At 33.0% G+C, this 19,811-nt stretch carries 21 protein-coding genes; 10 read left to right on the forward strand and 11 right to left on the reverse strand.

What is annotated here, in order from left to right; translation table 11 throughout:
• From mnmE to HOG88_RS00790, 7 genes are all read right to left on the reverse strand, one after another.
• The gene (gene mnmE, locus HOG88_RS00760) at positions 1 to 1,338 is read right to left on the reverse strand and encodes a tRNA uridine-5-carboxymethylaminomethyl(34) synthesis GTPase MnmE (protein ID WP_295002143.1); all 1,338 of its coding nucleotides are present in this window, start codon (positions 1,336 to 1,338) and stop codon (positions 1 to 3) included.
• Between the two features lie 6 nt (positions 1,339 to 1,344).
• The gene (locus HOG88_RS00765; RefSeq protein WP_295002144.1) at positions 1,345 to 2,301 is read right to left on the reverse strand and encodes a Jag N-terminal domain-containing protein; all 957 of its coding nucleotides are present in this window, start codon (positions 2,299 to 2,301) and stop codon (positions 1,345 to 1,347) included.
• A gap of 2 nt (positions 2,302 to 2,303) precedes the next feature.
• Positions 2,304 to 3,917, reverse strand: a complete 1,614-nt coding sequence (gene yidC / locus HOG88_RS00770; protein ID WP_295002145.1) for a membrane protein insertase YidC — start codon at positions 3,915 to 3,917, stop codon at positions 2,304 to 2,306.
• 3 nt (positions 3,918 to 3,920) lie between these two features.
• The gene (yidD, locus tag HOG88_RS00775) at positions 3,921 to 4,244 is read right to left on the reverse strand and encodes a membrane protein insertion efficiency factor YidD (RefSeq protein ID WP_295002146.1); all 324 of its coding nucleotides are present in this window, start codon (positions 4,242 to 4,244) and stop codon (positions 3,921 to 3,923) included.
• Positions 4,225 to 4,563 carry a ribonuclease P protein component gene (gene rnpA, locus HOG88_RS00780; RefSeq protein ID WP_348652964.1) on the reverse strand — a complete coding sequence of 113 codons (339 nt, stop codon included), beginning with the start codon at positions 4,561 to 4,563 and terminating at the stop codon, positions 4,225 to 4,227. Before rnpA ends, yidD begins: the two co-directional genes overlap by 20 nt.
• Positions 4,551 to 4,685: a 50S ribosomal protein L34 gene (rpmH, locus tag HOG88_RS00785; protein ID WP_008335456.1), complete on the reverse strand. Its 135-nt coding sequence runs from the start codon at positions 4,683 to 4,685 to the stop codon at positions 4,551 to 4,553. The genes rnpA and rpmH overlap by 13 nt, the downstream gene beginning before the upstream one ends.
• Positions 4,686 to 4,752: 67 nt before the next feature.
• The gene (locus tag HOG88_RS00790; protein WP_295002147.1) at positions 4,753 to 7,281 is read right to left on the reverse strand and encodes an AAA family ATPase; all 2,529 of its coding nucleotides are present in this window, start codon (positions 7,279 to 7,281) and stop codon (positions 4,753 to 4,755) included.
• Positions 7,282 to 7,421: 140 nt separating this feature from the next.
• Here HOG88_RS00790 and HOG88_RS00795 point away from each other — a divergent pair, with 140 nt between their 5' ends.
• A complete protein-coding gene (locus tag HOG88_RS00795; protein WP_295002148.1) occupies positions 7,422 to 8,102 on the forward strand; it encodes a nitroreductase in 681 nt (226 codons plus the stop codon).
• Between the two features lie 15 nt (positions 8,103 to 8,117).
• Here the strand turns inward: HOG88_RS00795 and HOG88_RS00800 are convergent, their stop codons facing one another.
• The 3 genes from HOG88_RS00800 to HOG88_RS00810 all read right to left on the reverse strand — a co-directional run bounded on the left by HOG88_RS00800 (position 8,118) and on the right by HOG88_RS00810 (position 11,817).
• Entirely contained in the window at positions 8,118 to 8,966 is an 849-nt protein-coding gene (locus tag HOG88_RS00800; RefSeq protein ID WP_295002149.1) for a 1-aminocyclopropane-1-carboxylate deaminase, read from the reverse strand.
• 13 nt (positions 8,967 to 8,979) lie between these two features.
• Complete coding sequence (locus tag HOG88_RS00805; protein ID WP_295002150.1) at positions 8,980 to 9,810, reverse strand: peptidyl-prolyl cis-trans isomerase; 831 nt, start codon at positions 9,808 to 9,810, stop codon at positions 8,980 to 8,982.
• Positions 9,811 to 9,888: 78 nt separating this feature from the next.
• Entirely contained in the window at positions 9,889 to 11,817 is a 1,929-nt protein-coding gene (locus tag HOG88_RS00810) for a response regulator (RefSeq protein ID WP_295002151.1), read from the reverse strand.
• A gap of 63 nt (positions 11,818 to 11,880) precedes the next feature.
• Between HOG88_RS00810 and nth the strand changes: the two genes are divergently transcribed.
• The 3 genes from nth to HOG88_RS00825 are packed head-to-tail and all read left to right on the forward strand — an operon-like array spanning position 11,881 to position 12,904.
• A complete protein-coding gene (nth, locus tag HOG88_RS00815) occupies positions 11,881 to 12,522 on the forward strand; it encodes an endonuclease III (protein ID WP_295002152.1) in 642 nt (213 codons plus the stop codon).
• A gap of 13 nt (positions 12,523 to 12,535) precedes the next feature.
• A complete protein-coding gene (locus HOG88_RS00820) occupies positions 12,536 to 12,766 on the forward strand; it encodes a hypothetical protein (RefSeq protein WP_295002153.1) in 231 nt (76 codons plus the stop codon).
• A 12-nt stretch (positions 12,767 to 12,778) separates the two neighbouring features.
• The gene (locus tag HOG88_RS00825; protein WP_295002154.1) at positions 12,779 to 12,904 is read left to right on the forward strand and encodes a hypothetical protein; all 126 of its coding nucleotides are present in this window, start codon (positions 12,779 to 12,781) and stop codon (positions 12,902 to 12,904) included.
• A 4-nt stretch (positions 12,905 to 12,908) separates the two neighbouring features.
• On the opposite strand, the gene cmoA is transcribed toward HOG88_RS00825, so the two are convergent.
• Positions 12,909 to 13,616 carry a carboxy-S-adenosyl-L-methionine synthase CmoA gene (gene cmoA, locus HOG88_RS00830; RefSeq protein ID WP_295002155.1) on the reverse strand — a complete coding sequence of 236 codons (708 nt, stop codon included), beginning with the start codon at positions 13,614 to 13,616 and terminating at the stop codon, positions 12,909 to 12,911.
• 48 nt (positions 13,617 to 13,664) lie between these two features.
• On the opposite strand from cmoA, the gene HOG88_RS00835 reads away from it, so the two are divergent.
• From HOG88_RS00835 to HOG88_RS00860, 6 genes are all read left to right on the forward strand, one after another.
• Positions 13,665 to 13,979 carry a hypothetical protein gene (locus HOG88_RS00835; protein WP_295002156.1) on the forward strand — a complete coding sequence of 105 codons (315 nt, stop codon included), beginning with the start codon at positions 13,665 to 13,667 and terminating at the stop codon, positions 13,977 to 13,979.
• A 162-nt stretch (positions 13,980 to 14,141) separates the two neighbouring features.
• Positions 14,142 to 15,065 carry a hypothetical protein gene (locus HOG88_RS00840; protein WP_295002157.1) on the forward strand — a complete coding sequence of 308 codons (924 nt, stop codon included), beginning with the start codon at positions 14,142 to 14,144 and terminating at the stop codon, positions 15,063 to 15,065.
• Positions 15,066 to 15,082: 17 nt separating this feature from the next.
• Positions 15,083 to 16,330, forward strand: coding sequence for a hypothetical protein (locus tag HOG88_RS00845; protein WP_295002158.1), 1,248 nt, complete (start codon positions 15,083 to 15,085; stop codon positions 16,328 to 16,330).
• Positions 16,330 to 17,358 carry an LPP20 family lipoprotein gene (locus HOG88_RS00850; protein WP_295002159.1) on the forward strand — a complete coding sequence of 343 codons (1,029 nt, stop codon included), beginning with the start codon at positions 16,330 to 16,332 and terminating at the stop codon, positions 17,356 to 17,358. The genes HOG88_RS00845 and HOG88_RS00850 overlap by 1 nt, the downstream gene beginning before the upstream one ends.
• Positions 17,359 to 17,371: 13 nt before the next feature.
• The gene (locus HOG88_RS00855) at positions 17,372 to 19,156 is read left to right on the forward strand and encodes a DUF4105 domain-containing protein (RefSeq protein ID WP_295002160.1); all 1,785 of its coding nucleotides are present in this window, start codon (positions 17,372 to 17,374) and stop codon (positions 19,154 to 19,156) included.
• Positions 19,157 to 19,272: 116 nt separating this feature from the next.
• Entirely contained in the window at positions 19,273 to 19,710 is a 438-nt protein-coding gene (locus HOG88_RS00860) for a hypothetical protein (protein ID WP_295002161.1), read from the forward strand.
• Positions 19,711 to 19,811 lie beyond the last annotated feature (101 nt).

A 19,811-nucleotide genomic window follows, 5' to 3' on the forward strand; every position in this document is an offset into this window, starting at 1 on the left:
TTATTTTCCTAAACAGAATGAACCGAACATTTTGTCCAGCATTTCGTCATTTTCAAATGGTCTTGTTATTCCAGCCATCTCTTTTACCGCCTCATTTAAGTGAAAAGAAAAAATCTCTAATTCTTGATCTTCAAGTGGTATGAAAGCCTCTTTAATATTTTGCATTGTCATTTCAACTGCTGAAATTTGACGCTGTGATATCAACATAACTTCATCAGAGACATTACTAACATTCATAATCTCTTCAAGAGAATCAATAAGCGAACTCACATCATTTTTTGAGTTTAGCTCTAAATCATATGCGATGTTATCTAAGTTAAATTTATTTTGTAAATCTATTTTATTTTTTATAATAATAATATTTTTTGTTTCTCTGTAGTTTTCTACAAGTCTTGCTATTTCTAAGTCTTCACTGTCTGCTTCACGAGAACCATCAAACAGAACAACCACGATATCACTCTCTTCTATTGCTTCTAAACTTCTTTGTATTCCTATGCGTTCTATCTCATCATTAGCATCACGTATACCAGCCGTATCTACAATTTTTATGAGATGTGTTCCTATTTTTACTTGTTCTTCAATAGTATCTCGAGTAGTACCTGCTATCTCACTGACTATGGCTCGGTTATAATTTAGTAGTGCATTTAAGAGTGAACTCTTTCCAACATTTGGTTTTCCAATGATAGCTACACGAAAGCCTTGCATAAGACCTTCTCTCGCTTTTGAAGCACTCAAAGTTTTTTTAAGAAGTACATACAACTCATCAAGCTTAGCTCTTATTTGTAAGACTAAATCTTCTGGTAAATCTTCTTCAGCATAATCAATAGTCACTTCAGAGTATGCAAGTATATGTATAATCTCATCACGAACAGATTCTATAAACTCTTTTAAAGAGCCTTTCATTTGTAAGGCAAGTATCTTTGCGGCATCTTCACTTTTAGCCTCTATGAGCTGTGATATTGCCTCTGCTTCACTTAAATCTATACGACCATTAAAAAAAGCTCTTTTAGAAAACTCTCCAGCTTCGGCAAGTCTTGCCCCTGCGTTTAGTGTCGCCTTGAGTATACTCTGAGCTACAACATATCCTCCATGACACTGTATCTCTACAACATGTTCAGCAGTAAAAGAATACGGAGCTTCAAAGTAGATTATAATTGCTTCATCGATGAGTTCATCCGAAGAGTTATATACATCACTCAATGTAGCATATCTAGTTTTCAGGGTGTCTTTTTTTGTGAGGGTCTTTGCAATCGTTAGAGCTTTATCACCACTAATTCTTATAATGGCGATAGAGCCTATGCCATTAGCCGTTGCTACTGAACATATAGTATCTGTCATGAGAGTTTAATTATTGTGATAATCGTTTACGATTATATATTTCAGTCCATCTTTAGTAGTACGAATTACTACATATTTTTGAGGGTACTTTTCACGAAGTTCTTTTAGAGCAATTTGTACTAAAACACCATCAAGAATCTTTGTTTGAGCTCGTCCATCTTTTTCTATGTTTTCATAAACATTTTGAAGGTAACGTCCTACAGATTCTTCTTGATTTTTTAAAAACTCTGCTATTTCTAAACGTAACTGTATATCATACTTAGTATTTATCCAGTTAAAAATCATATAAGAGAGTGCCTTATATCTGTAACCCTCTTTTCCTATGAGTAAAGCAGCATCATCACCTTTAAACTCAACAAGAAGAGTCTGGTCATCATACTTACTTACTTCGATTTTATCGATACTAAAACATGCAAATTTAAAAAGAGCATTAATTTCAACTTCGACTTCTTTAACGATTCCATTTATATTAAGAGATTCAGAAGAAGTTTCTTGTCCATCGTCTTGTGTTTCATCAAACTCATCGTCATAGTCAGCAGTATAGTCAAGTCCACTTCCTAAGTCATCATCATCTTGATCACTTACAAAAGAGATAGGCCCAATAGCATCATTAAGAATTACTTCGGGCTCTTCTATTTTTTCTACTTTTACTTGCTTCTCTTGTTGTTTAAAAGGTTTCTTACTTCTTGGAGGTTTAGATGCTTTGGGTTCTTCTTTTTTTAAATATTGTTCTGCTGCCATAGTAGGTTTCTCTTTTATCTTTGCAGGAGTACTCTCTTTAACCGTCTCTGCTACTTGTGTTTCACGAACAGCAACAATAATTGCTGTTCTTTTAAACATACCTAAAATACCACTTCTTGGAGTTTGTACAACTTCTATGATAAGTTCAGTTACTGAACAGTTAAACTTAGTAGCTGCATCTTTATATGCGATTTCTAATGTTTGTGCTTCTATTTTAATCATATCTACTTCTCGCTTTTTATCGCTATCGCTTCTTTAGCATCTTTAGCATTCTTAAATTGTTGATTAACAATAAACTGCTGAAGAATTGAGAAAAGATTATTTACGAACCAGTAAAGAACAAGACCTGATGGAAAAGTTATGAAGAAAAATGTAAATATTACAGGTAAAAATTTCATAACTTTTTCTTGCATTGGATCTGTAAAAGTAGTAGGTGTAAGTTTTTGTTGAAAAAACATAGATGCACCCATAAGAAGTGGTAAAACATAGTAAGGGTCCATACGTGAAAGGTCATTTACCCATAAAATCCACTCTGCACCTTGAAGTTCTTCAGCATTTAGTAAAACACGGTAAATCGCGAAGAAAACAGGAATTTGCATTAACATAGGAAGACAGCCACCAAGAGGGTTCGCACCATTCTTTTTGTACATGTCCATAGTTGCTTTGTTTAGTCTTGCTGGATCGCCCTTATACTTCTCTTTAAGCTCTTTCATCTTAGGAGTAAGTTGTTTCATCTTCTGCATAGAAACCATACCCTTATAAGTAAGAGGGTACAGAACAAATCGGATAATAGCCGTTAGTGCAATAATCGACCAACCCCAGTTTCCAAAGATACTATACAACCATGAAAGAAGTGCGAAGAGTGGTTTGGCCGCAAATGTAAACCAACCATATTCAATCGCATTTGTTAAAACAGGATTAATAGCTTTCAATGTTTTATAATTCTTCTGTCCAACATATCCATTAAATTTAATATTTTGTAAACCATCAAAATATACAACAGGATTATCTTCACGGTCACGTTCAACAATAATGTTTCTTTCTTTATCAAAACCGTACATGATTGAAGCGGTATACTGATCAAACGCAGAGATCAACGCTACAGCTGAAAAAGCTTTTCTCCCCTCAGCATCACCATCTTCGATTATAGTAACTAACTCATCTTCATTAGTAGTAGTATAAACCATAGCACCAACAACTGTCATCATCTGCTCAGACTCATTTACACGAGGTCTCTGACCTAGATACACATAGTATCTTTTATCTTGGGAAACAGCTATCTCTACATCATAATGTCCATCAGTAAAAAATGTTAATGTTTTTGTGATGGTTAAGTTTGTTAAGTTTTGTGTTAAAACTACTTTCTTTGCTTCACCCACTAAAGTAACTTCACTTGAATTTGCTGTGTATGCTACTGAAGATGCTTCTTTGTTAAGTGCCTCATCCATAAATCTCAAATAAAGAGGTTTAGTACCAGTAGATGGTATTAGCTGTGCATGCCCATCATCTTTATTTCTATATCTTGCATCGAGTAACTCTTTTGAAGATATACGACCAAGTGTGTCCATTTTTAAAATGAAATCCTTACTCGTAACAGTTAGAATTGTATTCCCAGCATCTACTGGTAGACTTTCTACTGAGGAAACCACATGTCCGGCCTCTGTATCCACTGTGTCTTTAACAGTAGCTGAATTAGTAGATTTGTTTATAGTACTTTGAGCATTTTCTGCTACCTCATGTTCAACGGGTGGAAATATCGCAGTGTATCCTACGAAAAAAATTACTGATAATAGTACTGCTACTATTAGTCTCTGATTTGGTGACATTTGGTCTAACACGGGCTAGCCTTTATATGAAAAATTTTTTATTATGTAATAGCGGTTCCTAGAATCTGGAACCAGCCAATACTTTATAGTCTCAACCCTTAATTTTACGGGTTTACATCGGAGTTCATCGAGTAATGGATACTCAATTCCTCCATCAAATAATTGATTACAACGTAGTATTCTAGTTAAAGAGTGGTAAAACGCACTTGAAATTGAGTTATTTTCAAAATTTAATCGTGCAAATTCACTACAAGATGGATAATAACGACAAGAACCGAAGCCAATAAGGGTAAAAAACTTCTGGTAGAGCCATAAAAGTTTAAGTAAGAGTTTTTGCATTAGTGAGTATTTTTTTGAAGTCATGTGTTAATTTTTCATGTGAAGATTCGAAGAGTCCAACTTTTGCAACGAAAACATAAGATCCATCTTTGAGTGTGCTGGAGTATTCAGTAAAGATAGCTCGCATTCTACGTTTAGCACGATTGCGTTTTACGGCATTACCTAACTTTTTAGTTGCGGTAAAGCCTACTTTATGAATTCCATTTTGAGGAAGAAAAAAAAGGACAACACTACTTGAATGTTGATTTTTGCCTCTATTGTAAACATACTGAAACTCCTTATGGAGTTTCAGTGTGTTAAATCCGCCTAAACTGACAATCTTTTACGACCTTTAGCTCTACGACGGTTTATTATTCTACGACCATTTTTAGTGGACATACGTAATCTGAAACCATGTGTTCTCTTTCTAGGTGTTGAATGTGGTTGGTATGTTCTTTTCATTTGACATATCCTTATATAAATTTAAGTTCGAAATAATACAAAAATATTACTTAAAATGTCATTAAGGTTATGAGACCAATACCTTAACTTCACCATCTTCCATCGTAAACTCCGCCTTTGATCCTTCGGACACCTTTCCTTCTAGTATAAGATCAGCTAGTCTATCTTCTACTATTTGATAAAGAGCACGTTTAAGTGGACGAGCACCATACACAGGGTCAAATCCAGCTTCAGCAATAAATTTCTTCGTATCTTCACTCAGAGTAAGTTCAATGTTTCTTGACTCAAGTTTCTTAACAATTTCATTAAAGAAGATATCTATAATACTTACTATCTCTTCTTGACCTAATGCATCAAAAGTTACTATATCATCAAGTCTATTTAGGAATTCTGGTTTAAAAGTCTGTTTAAGTTCATCGCTAGGTGTATTTGAAGTAAGAATTATAATGGTATTTGTAAAGTCTACTGTTACACCTTTGTTATCAGTTAATCTTCCATCATCTAAAACCTGCAATAGTATATTAAAGACATCTGGATGTGCTTTTTCAACCTCATCAAAGAGTATTACACTGTAAGGTTTTCTACGGACTGCTTCTGTTAGTTGTCCCCCCTCATCGTATCCTACATATCCAGGTGCCGCTCCAACTAAACGAGAGACTGCATGTTTTTCCATATACTCACTCATATCTATTCGTATAAGTGCATCTTCGCTGTCAAAAAGAAACTTAGCCAGTGTTTTAGCTGTTTGCGTTTTTCCGACCCCTGTTGGTCCTAGGAATAAAAAACTTCCAATTGGTGAATTACTATCACTAAGACCTGCTTTGTTGCGTTTAATGGCACGTGCAACTGTATGAGTTGCTCTACTCTGCCCTATAACATCTTTTTCTAACTCAGCTTGCACATTAAGAATTTTTGTTTGTTCAGTCTGAAGCATTTTTGCAACGGGGATTTTCGTCCAACGGGACACTACCGAAGCTATAGAATCTTCATCTACACAATTTTTAAGTAGTGTTCCTTCTTCTTGCAATCTTTCCCAATTCTCATTAATGGCTTTTTCTTCTTCGATGAGTTTTGGTATGTCTCCATACTCTATCTCAGCGGCACGGTTAAAGTCTGAACTACTTTTTGCACTCTGTGCATCATGGCGTTTAGATTCTATCTCATGTTTAATAGTTGCTATCTTTTCAAAAACCTCTTTTTCAGTTTCAAACTGTGCTTTTAGTTTTTGAACAGTCTCTACAACATCGGCTAATTCTTTTTCTATCTCCACTAAACGTTTCTCATTTGAAGGTGTCTTCTCCATTTTAAGAGCCTCTTTTTCTACCATGAGTTCAGAGTGTCTGCGTTTAGCCGCGGAGAGGATATTTGGTTCTGACTCTATTTGCATTTTTAACTCTGCTGCAGCTTCATCTATAAGGTCAATCGCTTTATCTGGAAGAAATCTATCTGCTATATATCTATCTGAGAGTTTTGCAGCCGCGACAAGAGCACTATCTGTAATGGTCACATTATGATGAGACTCTAAGCGTTCTTTTATGCCACGAAGGATTTGTAAAGACTGATTTACTGTTGGCTCATCAAGATTAATAGACAAAAATCGACGCTGCAGTGCTGTATCTTTTTCAAAGTACTTTCTATACTCTTTAAGTGTAGTTGCTCCAATAGTATGAAGCTCTCCACGAGCTAGAGCGGGTTTTAAGATATTTGCAGCATCCATACTTCCCTCTGATGCACCTGCACCAACTATTGTATGAATCTCATCTATGAAAAGAATGATATTTCCATTTTCCTTTACTTCGTCTATAACTGCTTTAAGTCTATCTTCAAACTCTCCACGATACTTAGCCCCTGCAATTAAAGCGGACATATCAAGAGCTATTACTTTTTTATTCTGTAAAGAGGTAGGAACATCTCCATTATAGATTCTCTGAGCTAAACCTTCTACTAAAGCTGTTTTACCAACTCCAGGCTCTCCTAATAGGATAGGGTTGTTTTTTGTTTTACGAATAAGAATCTGCATCATTCTGCTTATCTCTTCATCACGACCGATAACGGGAGCTAGTTTTCCTTCTGCCGCTTCTTTTGTTAAGTCTATTCCATATTTCGAAAGTGCTTCGAGCTTCTCATCTGCACTTTGAGAGTCTATCTTAACTCCCCCACGAGATGATTCAAGGTTTTTAGTAAACTCTAGCATATCTATGTATTTTGGAAGTATTGTAGAAAATGGAGGAGTTTTCAAGTTGCTAAGTATATATGTATCTACCGCAAGAAAACTATCTCCATTTTGAGTCATTAGTCCAGCACCATTTTCTAAAGTCTGTGCAAAGTTTTTTGATAAACGTATATTCTCTTTAGTTATAGCAGAAGATTTTGGAAACTTTTCACTTAAACTTTTTATATCTAATTCTATAGTAATCTTGTCAATATTCATTTTATTGAACATTTGATTTAAAATAGAATCTGAATTTGTAAGTAGTCCCCATAAAAAATGTTCTATTTCTACTTCTTGATTTTTATTATGTAGTGCCAGTGAAATGGCACTTTCTATTGCTTCTGTCATATTATGTGTTAGTTTTTCAAATATATTTTGACTCATTGTTAATCCTTTAATTTATAGTTACACTCATTATAGCAACTTGAGTCTATCTTTGTCAAGTTTGTTTAGTTATTTAATTCATATCTACTTTTATTATTTTCTTAATAAATTTTTACTATAATTTCCTTAAAGGATTGCGAATGCCAACAGTTTTAGAAGCTTTACAGAACCGTTCTTCAAAAAGAGCATATACTAATGAGAAAATTCCTAAAGAAACTTTAGAGAAGATACTCAATGCAGCTGCACTTACTCCAAGTGGGGCCAACATGCAACCATGGGTTACTTATGCTATTACAAATGAAGAAGTTCTAAAAAATGTTGGTGATGCAGTAATCAAAAAAATGGATGAAGGTGTTTTAAACGACCAGTTTATTCAGTACTATCCAATAAAGTGGACAAATCCATATAAAAAACGTCGTATCGTTACAGGTGCTGGCCTTTATAAACATATGGATGTAGATAGAAAAGATGATATAACTCGTGTCCAAATGTGGAAAGATAACTTCAGATGGTTTGGTGCAAACACAGTAATTTTTGTATTTACAGCAAAAGCAAATATTGATGAAGCACAAGGTGCATTTATAGATTGTGGTGCTTATATGCAAAGTATTATGCTTGCAGCTCAAGATTTTGGAATAGAATCTTGTCCTCAAGGATCTACAACTGAATTTGGTAAAGTAATCGCTCGTACATTAGATATTCCTGAAAATCTTGCACTTTTATATAGTGTTGTGTTAGGTTATGAAGATAAATCTTCAAAAATCAATGCATATCAACCAGAAAAGGTAAAACTAGGAGAGTCTGTTACTTTCATAGACTAAGAAACTCGAAGAAGTTTATCTTCTTCGTTTATACCTCTCACACATACTAACATTTCCGGTTACTCCCCCGCTATGAATATATAACACCGACTCCTCTGTTTGGGACATAAGTGCCATCCACATAGCTGGTGCATACAGTAAGTCAAACTCTATTCCAGCACTTTTTAACTTCTCATAAATTTCATAAAACTCATCATAAAGTTTTGCAAAATGATACTTCTTTTGGGGCTCTAAGATTATAAGGTTACTTGGAATCTCTGCTAATGCACTCATCTGTTCTCGAAGATAAGTTACATCTCCAACACAGGGAGTAGTGTAAACTTTGTACTCAGGGAGAGCTAATGCTAGGTAAAGAGCTGTTGTCCCGGTTCCAGAAGGAGTAGCCACACTCTTAACCTCTAAGTTTTGGGCTCTAATTTCATCAGCTAAAACTTCGAGACCTTCTTTTGCACTTCTATGAGCTCCACCTTGATCTACTACTAATGTATATTCATCATTACTTAATGAAAGAGAAGCTACAAAACTTCTATAGAGTTCAAACTCTATCTCAGTATGTTTCATTCCTAGGCTAAGCGAATGAAAAAGGTTATCTTCTATTTCACTATGGAGTTTTTTACTTAGAGGCTTAGTATAGTAGAGAAACTCCCATCCTTTTACCTTACATATAGCAGCTATAGCAAGCATGGCGTTTGACTGCATTCCACCATAAGAGATGATCGTTTTATATCTGTTTTTTGGAGTATTTAAAAGAGTGTACAGTTTTCTGTACTTATTTCCGGAGAGGTATTTGTCTATTTTGTCATCGCGTTTAACTAAAAAATCCCGTCCATCTAAAGTGATTTTAGAGAGAGGGGACATAGTCATATCTATACTAGATTTATTTTATAGTTGCTTTTTCATGAAGTTTTTTCATTACATCTTTCATGTATGATTTAAATTTTTCCATTTTTAAACGCTGTTCGATAAATGCTTTTACTTCCTTGTATGTTCTTGTTGCTGCTGCTTTTTTGTCTTCAAGATAAATAACATGAAAACCAAAGTTTGTTTCCACTGGAGACAATGTTGCTGTTCCAACTTTCATACTAAATACTTTTTTGTTAAATGCAGGTACCATCTGTCCATCAGCGAAATAACCTAAATCTCCACCTTTTGGTCCACTAGGTCCTGTTGACTTTTCTTTAGCAAGCTCTATAAACTTCGACATTAGTTTTTCTCCACTTAGTGGTTTAATCTGTGCAATTATATTTTTTGCTTCGTCCTCGGTTTTAACTAAGATATGACGTGCATGAAGTGTCTCTTTTTGGTTAAACTCTTCTTTATTCTTGTCATAGTAACTCTTGAGGTCTTTATCTGAAATTTTAATACTATTGAGTTGCTTCTTTTGCCACACTTGAACAGCCAACTCTTTTTTCATTCTCTCTTCTTGCTTTTTATATTCAGCCTCATACTCTTTTGTTTTAAGAATACCAGTATTTTTAGCATCGCCATATATTAGTTCTTTGCCAACTAACTGCTGAAGAACTTGCTGTCTTAATTCGTTAATTCTGTTTGCTGGAACTTCATTAAGACGACCTTGAGTCGCATTCATAAGTTCATTATCCACTTCACTTTGAGTGATTGCTTTGCCATTAACAGTTACTAAAGTAGTTGCAGAGAGTGCAATACCACTTAGTAAAAGAGTTGAGAGAAGTTTTGTAGCTGTGTTCATTTATATTCCTTCATTTATTGTTATTAGGAAGTGTAATCTTTATTAACTAACACTTATTAAACAAACGAATATACTTTGCTATAAGTATCTACTTAAAATACTCTCTAACTTTTCTTTTGTTAGTGGTTTACTTAAGTAATCATCGAATCCCTCTCCAAGAAGCATTTCTCTATCACCTTCCATTGCCATTGCAGTAAGTGCGACTATTGGAGTCTTTATATTTTGTCCAAAAGATTCTTTTATCTCATGTGTTGCGATAATACCATTTTTATGTGGCATATCTATATCCATAAATATAATGTCATACTTAGTTTCTGCTGATGCGTCAACTGCTTCATTCCCATCAGAAGCCATTGATACTTTAATGTTATATGTCTCTAAAAGTATTTTTATTAGCTTTTGATTTATAACGTTATCTTCCACGACAAGTGCATGAGTTCTACTTTTAAGTTCCATTTCCCTCTTTTCTTTGAACCCATGAACATGGTAAATAAAGTATAGTTGTTGTGCTATGATACTTGGGTGAAGAGGAAGATTTATCGTGTAGTTTACTTTATGTTCAAGCTTAGTTACGATATCTTGTCCAGTTGCTAATACTAAAATTATAGGAGTACCTTTTGCATAAGTTTCAAACTCATTTATCCATGATGGCTCACTTTGATCTGCCAACAGATAGAGTGCATCAACACCATCATATATATTTTCATCCAACATATTTGATTTTACAACGTCAATGCCAAATGAACGTAGGTAGAGTGTTAAAAGATTTGCTTCGTCTAGTAGTTTATTATCCAGTAACAGAACTTTGACTTTTTTCTTAGGTATTGGCTCAAAACTTTGATCTTTGGACTCTTTAAAGTCTAAAACAAAATGCACTCTTGTTCCATCATCCTGACTTTTAATCTTAAGTTCAGAGTTAAGAAGGTTAACTAAACCACAAGAGAGACTCAGTCCAACACCCAGTCTTTCATCTGCCTGATTTGTTGAAGTAAAAGGTTCATTAAGAATGGCTACCTGCTCACTAGAGATACCTTTCCCTTTATCTCTTACAGTAAAGCCAATAGTGCATTCTCCACTACTCAAGCGCTTCAAAAGCTTTATTTCTATGTTTACTCGGGAGCCTTTAGCTGTGTACTTTACTGCGTTTTCTGCGATAGAGTATAAAACTTGAGAAATTTTCTTTGGATCACCAAGAAGTACTTTTGGAATTTTGGGATCTATAAAAGTAATGACTTTAATACCTTTTTCATATGCACCAAAATAAATACCCGAAAAAAGCTCTTCAACAACATGGATAAAATTAAATTCACTTAACTGAAGCTTTAAACGACCTGCTTGCAGTTGAGAAAGGTCTAAAAGAGTTTCAATGTTTGTCATCAAATTTTTTGAAGAACGGTTTATGAGACTCAGATATTCTTGTTGGCTCTCTGTTAGTTGTGTTTTATCAAGAAGCTCAATAAACCCGAGTATAGAGTTCATTGGTGTTCTAAACTCATGCCCTATATTAGATAAGAAATTTTGTTTTAGTTGTTCCACTTCATGAATTTTTAGTTCAGACTCGTAGACTTTAGAAATATCTTCAAACTCTAAAATATAAACTTTAGAGTTTTTTTGGGACTTATGGGCCACTGCACTTATAGTCATTATCGAACCATCTTTACTTGCTATACTAACTCGATAGCCACCTTGCTGATGCTTCCTAATATAGTCTAACCAGCTCTTATCTGATTCGGTAAATATTTCTTCATATTCATCTAAAAAAAGGTCTCGAACACTTGCATTTTGTTCCCTAAACATATTAATATCATCATAGCCCATCACATCGAGGAATCTTTGGTTAGAGCCTATCCAACCAGGACCATCCATGAAATAAAGTATCATTAAACGACTATTGTTAACTATGTCAAGATAAAAATCTTTATCTAGCTGCTCATCTAACTCTGAGCTCTTTACTCGCCGTGTTTTATTTGTATTTTTATCTGATGAAAATAATGATAACATACCCATAAGATATCTCCTAAGTGAAAAATATACTTTGATTATAACACAAAATATTGCTAGAATACAGTTATGAAAAAAGCCACAAGAAAAGAGATAGCTGAAATACATCAGCTTTTTATTGATAGATATGATGATGCGGTTACAGAGCTTACTTATAAAAATGCTTATGAACTTGTTGTAGCCGTAGCACTTTCAGCACAATGCACGGACAAACGAGTAAATATTCTAACTCCACCATTATTTGAGAATTACCCTTCTCCTCAGTCATTAGCTATTGCAGAGCTTGATGATGTCAAGAAGTTTATCAACTCTTGCTCATTTTTCAATAACAAGGCTAAAAATATTATAGCTATGGCACAAAGAGTTGTGGAAGTATATGATGGTGAGATACCTTTAGATAGTAAAGAACTCCAGACACTTGCTGGGGTCGGTCAAAAAACAGCAAATGTTGTAATGATAGAATATACGGGTGCAAACCTTATGGCTGTAGACACTCATGTCTTTCGTGTAGCACATAGACTTGGTTTAAGTGATGATAAAACAGCAATTAAAACAGAAGCCACACTAGCTAAAAAGTTCAAAAACAACCTTCATGCCTTGCATCAAGGAATGGTTCTTTTTGGTCGTTATATATGTAAGGCAAAAAATCCTAGCTGTGATGAGTGTTTTTTAACCGAGTATTGTAAAACAAAAGAAACTTTCAAAGTTTAGATATAATTTGATTATGATTAAAAAAATTATATTATTCTTTTTACTTGTTTTTATGAGTATTTTATTCACTGCATGTATCAACAAGCATGGTGTCTCAGCAAAATACTATAGTGGCTGTAAAGAATATTATGACTTACAGGGTTACTATCATAAAGAGTGTGGAGAAGATGACATTTTTACATATAAAGAAGCTGGTGAATTTTTAAAAAAGAAAGATACGACACCTAAGGGTAACGTTTATTAAAGGAAGAGAAAAATGAGTACAGGACTAATAGTATTTTTTGTGATTACTACCATTATAGGTATTGGTGTGGTTGTTATTTTTAGTGTTGACAGCATAAGTGCTAAAATTTTTGGAGCTGACGACAGAGGAAAAAAGTAAGCGACTACTTTATAGCTATAAAGGTCGCAAAATTTGCCCAACGAAAAACAACTTCACAATGAGAAAATCCACAATTAAGCGCCATTTTAATGTTTTCTTCTTCACTATAGGGAACTAATACATTCTCCAAAGCCTCGCGTTTTTGCATAATTTCATACTCAGAATAACCTTGAGTCTTTTTAAAGTCATAATAGCATTCTATCAAATCTTTGTTGAGTTTTGTTTGATGAGAAATAACCTTTTCACTAAAAATAAAAACACCTTTTTCCCTCATAGAATCAGCTATCTTCTTTACAAGTTCTTCACGAACTAAAGGACGAATAAACTGAAGTGTATAGTTACTTATAAATACATCTGCTTTTTTATACTCGTATTCCAAGATATCTGCATTTTTCACATCTATTTTCACACCATATGCTTCACATTTTCGGCGAGCTTGTGCAAGCATAGCTTCTGAGTTATCCAGACCAATAAGTTCTGCATTTACTTCTAGCCCTCTGTGAATATTTAAGAGTAATGAAGCGGTGGAACAACCAAGGTCATATAACACACCACCCTCTTCTAAATTTTTAAGTGCAAAAAACTGAGTTATTTTTTGACTCTCTTTATAAAAAGGGACACTGCGTTCAAGCATATCATCAAAGACAGCGGCAACTTCTTCATCAAACTCAAACTGCTTTTTTATCGGTTTTGTAAATACTGTATCATTCATAATGTAATTTTATCTAAATTAGCATATAATTAAACAAAAAGGGGTCAAATGGAACTTTCTGTCTCAAACTTAATGATGTTATTTTTTCTATTTGCTTTAACTACAAGTCTCTGGAAGGTTTATCCTTTTTTACAAACAAAAACGCTCAAAGATAATGATAAAACGGATGAAGCCCAGATGCAATTAAAAGAGTTAATGTTAAAAATCATAAAAGAAAATAATGAAGATTTAAAAAGAGAGGAACTCTTTTTGAAAATGAAAGAAGATAAGGATTTTGACAGTAAACTCTTTTGGCGTTTTAATCAAAATCGTTTAAACCACCTTATTAAAGCTCATGACCGGGAACACTTTACTAATAATTAGTATATTAAAGTAAGTTATACCACCTTGGAAAAATAAAACCACACTTGTGTAGAAAAATAGAAAATTTCTAAGTAATATTCTTTTTTTAAGAAAAATTAAGCATTAGTTAAATAATCTTTACATATTATGTATTTATCTTATAATTGACAAAGGGAATTAATAATGTTTACAAATGTTATCAGAACAGCTCTATTTTTCTTAGGTCTTACAATGATTTTAGGAGGTTGTGCTAAAAAACAACTCCTTCTAAATACATATGTAGCTCCTAAAAAGCCTAAAGAAGTTACTCAAATGCTTGATCAAAGCACATCATCTGCAGGTTTTTTAGAAATAGAAATAGTGAAAAATATTTTAAAAGCCGATGGAATAAAGTCGGATAAATCTTTTGATAGTAAACTTCTTTCAAGTTTGAAAAAATTCATTACACAAACTAATTTCATTTCTATTAGTGAGGTTGAAGATAAGGGAAGTCTTTCTCTTGACATGAAAGTTTTAGTATTTGAATATAAAACTACTTCAAATACTATAACAGGTTTAGTAGGTGTAGAGTTTAACATTCGAAAAGATGGAACAGTTTTTTATTCACAAAATTATAAACATAATATTAAAAGATACTCAAAAGCTGGAAAACAAGGTTTACCTTCTAGAGCGCAACTACTTTCTGAAGCATCGGACTATTTAGCTAAAAAACTCATTAAAGACATCTCTCCTATGCAGACACGTAAACTTGTTGAGATTATGTCACTTCCAAGTGAACTTGAATATACACAGAAATATGCAAAAGACAAGAATTACGAGGGTGCTATAAAGGGTATGAAGAAGTACGATGGTGAAAAAACATATGAGTATTATTTTAACCTTGCTGTATATTATGAAGCATTAGCTTCTAAAACTGATGATTTAGCACTGTTGACAAAAGCGGATGAGTATTATGAAAAAGCAATGCAACTGAGTGAAGGATCAAATGAAATCATTACAAAAGGGAAATCTAAGTTCGACAAGTACTATAAGATAATAAAAAAAGTTGCTGATCAAAAAGCCAAAAATGCTGTGCAAGACGACAACAGCATGTTTCAAATTCTATAAAACAACAAGGAAAATGAATGTTAAAAAAGATTAAAAGTTCATCAATCAAGTTAAGTATAGTTGCAGCATTAGCTGTAAGTCCGTTTTCATTATATGCAGCTTCTGCTGGAGGAATGATTGAAGGTTCTTCAGAGTCTTCAAGTGCTATGCTAGAAGACCCAAGTTTTGAAAAGCAGATAGTAAGAATTAATGTTGGTATAAACTTAGTAAGAATCAATACTGACATCTTAGAGAGTATGCCTGTTTCACAAGATAGTGAATGGGTTGATAAAGTTGTTTCAGCGGTAGACTATGCTACTGTAAATAATTTAGATGCAGTGAAGTACGATGCATATTACTCTACTGTAAACGTTACTAATGCCCTTCTTGGTAAAGCAGTTTCTATTAGAATGAGTCCTCTTGAAGCTAGACTATTTTGGCAAGCATCTGTACTATACAAAAATAAAACAAATGGAAATAAAGGTTTTAATATACCTAATATGAATGTTTTTCCTGATATTTCAGACACAAAGACATACACTTCATTTAAATCAGATTCAAAAGTTTCATTCATAGATGTTGAAGCTGCTAGTGGAAATTTATATAACAATGTTGAAGATGCTGTTATATCATTACTTCCAGAAGATTTACAAGAAGCGGTTAGTTCTGCAAAGTCTGAATATATTACAGCAAGAGATGAACTAGGTAGTGCTACATCAGATGTAAAAACAATCGATGCTTGGTTAGATGATGATGCTAATGCACAAAGCGGTGAAAGAGCTGATAAAGAAGCAGAACTTGAGACAGCGACAGTACTAGAAGAAGAGAGAGGAGCTGCTTTTGAAGAGAAAGAAAATGTTTATTTTGAATTAATTACGAGTGGAGCAGAAGCTATCGAATCTAATTTTGATGAATCTAAGGTTCCTTTAGCTAAAAAACTTGTAAATTTATTAGATGCAGTTGATAATAACGCATTTGGTGCAGTCAGTATGTTCGCATCAGCAACTGCAGGTATGGCAAGAGGTTCCGGAATGATAGAAAAGGAATTAAAGGCAATGACAATAGCACAAGGCTTAACTAGTTTAGTTGGTAATCAAAAAGAATTTATAGGTGAAAGATTATCAAGACTTGGAGTAGGTACTTTATTAGCTCTTCCAAATATATTTATTGGTAGCTACTATGCAGGTTCACAGTCAAGTAAAATAGGAAAATATCAGGACATTGTAAATGCAGTGTTAGATGGTGCAGAGGCAGCTAAATCAAGTGCTGATGAAGCTACTAAATAATGCTAAACATCTCTAAAAGTATTTTACTTATAGCTATAAGTACTTTAATAGTTGGATGTGGAGCGGGCACTCAGCCCACTCCATCCGCTGGTAATTTACCACAATGGTTCCTAAATCCTAATCACTCAAATTCAATATTTTATTATGGTGTTGGTGAAGGTTCTAGTAAAGATACTGCCAAAGCTAATGCTCTATCTCAGATAGGTGGTGAAATTTCTATTAGTGTATCCGCTGATTTAGATATGACTACAACCGAAACTAATGGCCAAATTGATGAATATATGAAATCTCAAACGAAGTCATCAATAGAAAAGATTAAATTCTCTGGTGCTGAAGTTATGCAAAATGCATATAATGCTGGTAACTTTTATAGTTATGTTAAAGTCGACAGAGATGTTTTATTTTCAGCACAAAAGAATGCTATGCTCGTAGAGTATGACAAATTAAATTCTCTGTTTGATAGTGCTAAATTAAACAATATTTTTGTTTTAATAAATCAAAAGTCAAAAATTGAAAAACTTGTTAGTACGGTAGCATCTAAATTGCCAATTTTAAAAGCAATAAATGCAGATTTCAAACAAGCTCAATATCAATCCAAGTTAGATGCGATAAGTAAAGGCTTAAGAGATTCTATACCAAATGCCATGGTACATGTAACTCATAGCAAGGTACCTGCATTCGCAGAAGTTGTAAAACAATACATATCTTCATATGGAATGACCTTGGTAGATAATCCAAAGTCTGTGAAAAATAAAAATAATCTAATCATCGTAAAGGTTAGAAAAACAGATAAGCCTAAAAATGTTAAAACTTCTGATCCAAGACTTAAGGGTGCTTCATTCGCAGATGTAATAGTTACATTAACGACTCTAAACAGTACAAATAAGGTTATTGCTCAGAATAGAATTCAAGTATTAAACATTTCAAAGGACGGGTATGCGGCGGCAGCCATTAAGACTCCTAAATTTGAAAATGAGATAAAGAAAAAAGGTATATTAAACATCCTTTTAGACACTGCAAATAATTAGTCAAAAGTACTAAATGAGAAAACTTATATGCAGATTTCTCTTCTTGCTCTTTTTAAGCACTTCACTATTCGCTTACGATAACTTGATTTTGGATGAACTCTCTGTTCATCCATATTGGGCTAAACTACTTCACTATGATAAAACAACTCTCATAAATAATAAAGATTTTTTTTTATCTAAAAAAGAAAATATAGATTTAAAAGATGAACTTCTCGAAACTATAAAAGCATTCCAAAACAACTCCTCTTCAATTTGTAAATACCCCGCAAGATATAAATGGATAAACTCAAAACTGCATTTAAATCTTAAGCATGCTGAGTGCAAGAAATTAAAAGATTTTCTCAAACCAAATTTTAATAAGATAAGTTTAGTTTTCACCTCTGAACGCTATAACTCTCCGGCATCTGTATTTGGGCATACATTTATTAAAGTAGAGTCGGATGATGCTAAGTATGTGATCGATTATACTGCCAAGGTACCAATAAAGGTTAGCTCTCCAGTATATGCCTATAAAGGAATATTTGGCGGCTATAAAAGTAAATATAAATTTTTGCCATTTTTAGCAAAAGAACATGAATATAGAAATGAAGAGTTTCGTGATTTAATCAGTTTTGATCTCCTCTTTAAAGAAGATGAAATTGAAAATATTTTATTACATCTTTATGAAATTTTAGACACAGACCAAGACTATTATTTTATGAGTAGGAACTGTAGTTCAGAGCTTATTAAACTTATTGATTTCGCAAGGGATGATATGGAACTCACTTCAAAATTATCTCATATCACAGTGCCCATAGATATTGTGCATATTTTAAAAAATTCCGGATATATTAAAAACATAAATTCAAGTGCATCAAAATTTAAACAATTCAACAATGTGATCTTTAAGATGGATGACAACAATATAAACATATTAAAAAAGATAATTACAAGAAAAAGAAGTGTATATAATTTTTACAATGATAAGAGAATAACCAAAAAAGATAAAAAAAATATAGTTTTAGCAGCAATCAATTTCATAGAGATAGAGTCTACAAAAAGTGATTTTGATACTAAACTACTCTATCCACTCATGAAACTAATAAAAATAAAAAATAAGAATAGCTTGGAGCAGCTAGATGAAAATACTAGTTATGATGATATCCCTCTTTCGAATAAATTTCATAAATTTGTAGTCGGTCATGGTTACAAAATGGACAAAGTGAATTATGCTTATCTTGGTTATCGATACTTATATAGAAATAGATTTGACCTCATGGATAAGATTGAGAAAAATGGAAGTGTTGAAGTTATGGATTTTATGTTTAGATTACAAGATGACAAGATTGACCTAGAAAAGCTTACCCTTATAAACCTTGAAGCCTTACCAATATCGAGTATATTCTTTACTCAAAATACAAAAAGAATGCAGGTAGGTGCCCAGAGGCTTTTTTATGATGACCATCTTTATGCGTATATAAATTATGGCCTAGGATATAGATATAGGTTAAACAAGAACTTGACATATCATATATCAGCTCAAACAGGGGCTTACTATCATAAAGAAGATATTTATATGGCTTCAGCAGAATTTTCATTAGAGTATCAAGAAGTACATAAATACATATTTGACATAGTGTATAAACATAGATATTTCTATGACTTCGAATCTTCTAATAGCCAAATCAAAGCACATAGATTAGATCTAAATAGCCACATTAAAGTATTTAAAAACAACACAATTAATTTTAGTTTTTCATATAATATTGATATAAAAGAACACTACCAAACTGCGATAAACTATACTCTTTACTTTTAAGTCTTATGTTATAATCTTAATTTTAAAAGTTAAAAATTCAGAATTATCGAGTATATCTACTAATTCTAATTAAATTCATACTATAATTACTTAAGTTTCTAAAGTAAAGGATATATATGTTAGATTCATTCAAAGTCAATCGTCAAAAATATTATACGGATATAGTTCAAGAAATTAAATCTTGTTCTTATAGAAATAAAAGGTATAGTTTAAATTTTTCAATTGCAATAGCTTTAGTTAGTGGTCAAATTAATCTTAATAGTTTTTCTGGCTACAAAAGAAAAAGCGACAAATTCATAGTTTTAGAAGATCATCTTGCTTGCTTAATCCTTGAAGGAACAGATTCAGATTCTGCGATAAGAGCCACATCAAAATTACACAATCAATTTCAATTAGAAAATTTTAATAAAAAAATATTTATAGCAGTGGTAACTGCGAGTGATTATACTGATGATAATGCAATGATACACTCTTTATTTAATCTATTAGTATATGCGGCTGAAAATAATATGGATAACTTAGTTATTGACAAAGATCAGATACCTGGGAAATAATGCTAAGGTCAATATGTAAATTGTTATTTTATAAAGTAACATTACAATATTCCACCTATTTTCCACAACACCTAAAGTATCTTCGGAAAATAGGTTAAAAA

This window comes from Sulfurimonas sp., from assembly GCF_018698455.1.
In the GTDB taxonomy this organism is placed as follows: domain Bacteria; phylum Campylobacterota; class Campylobacteria; order Campylobacterales; family Sulfurimonadaceae; genus Sulfurimonas.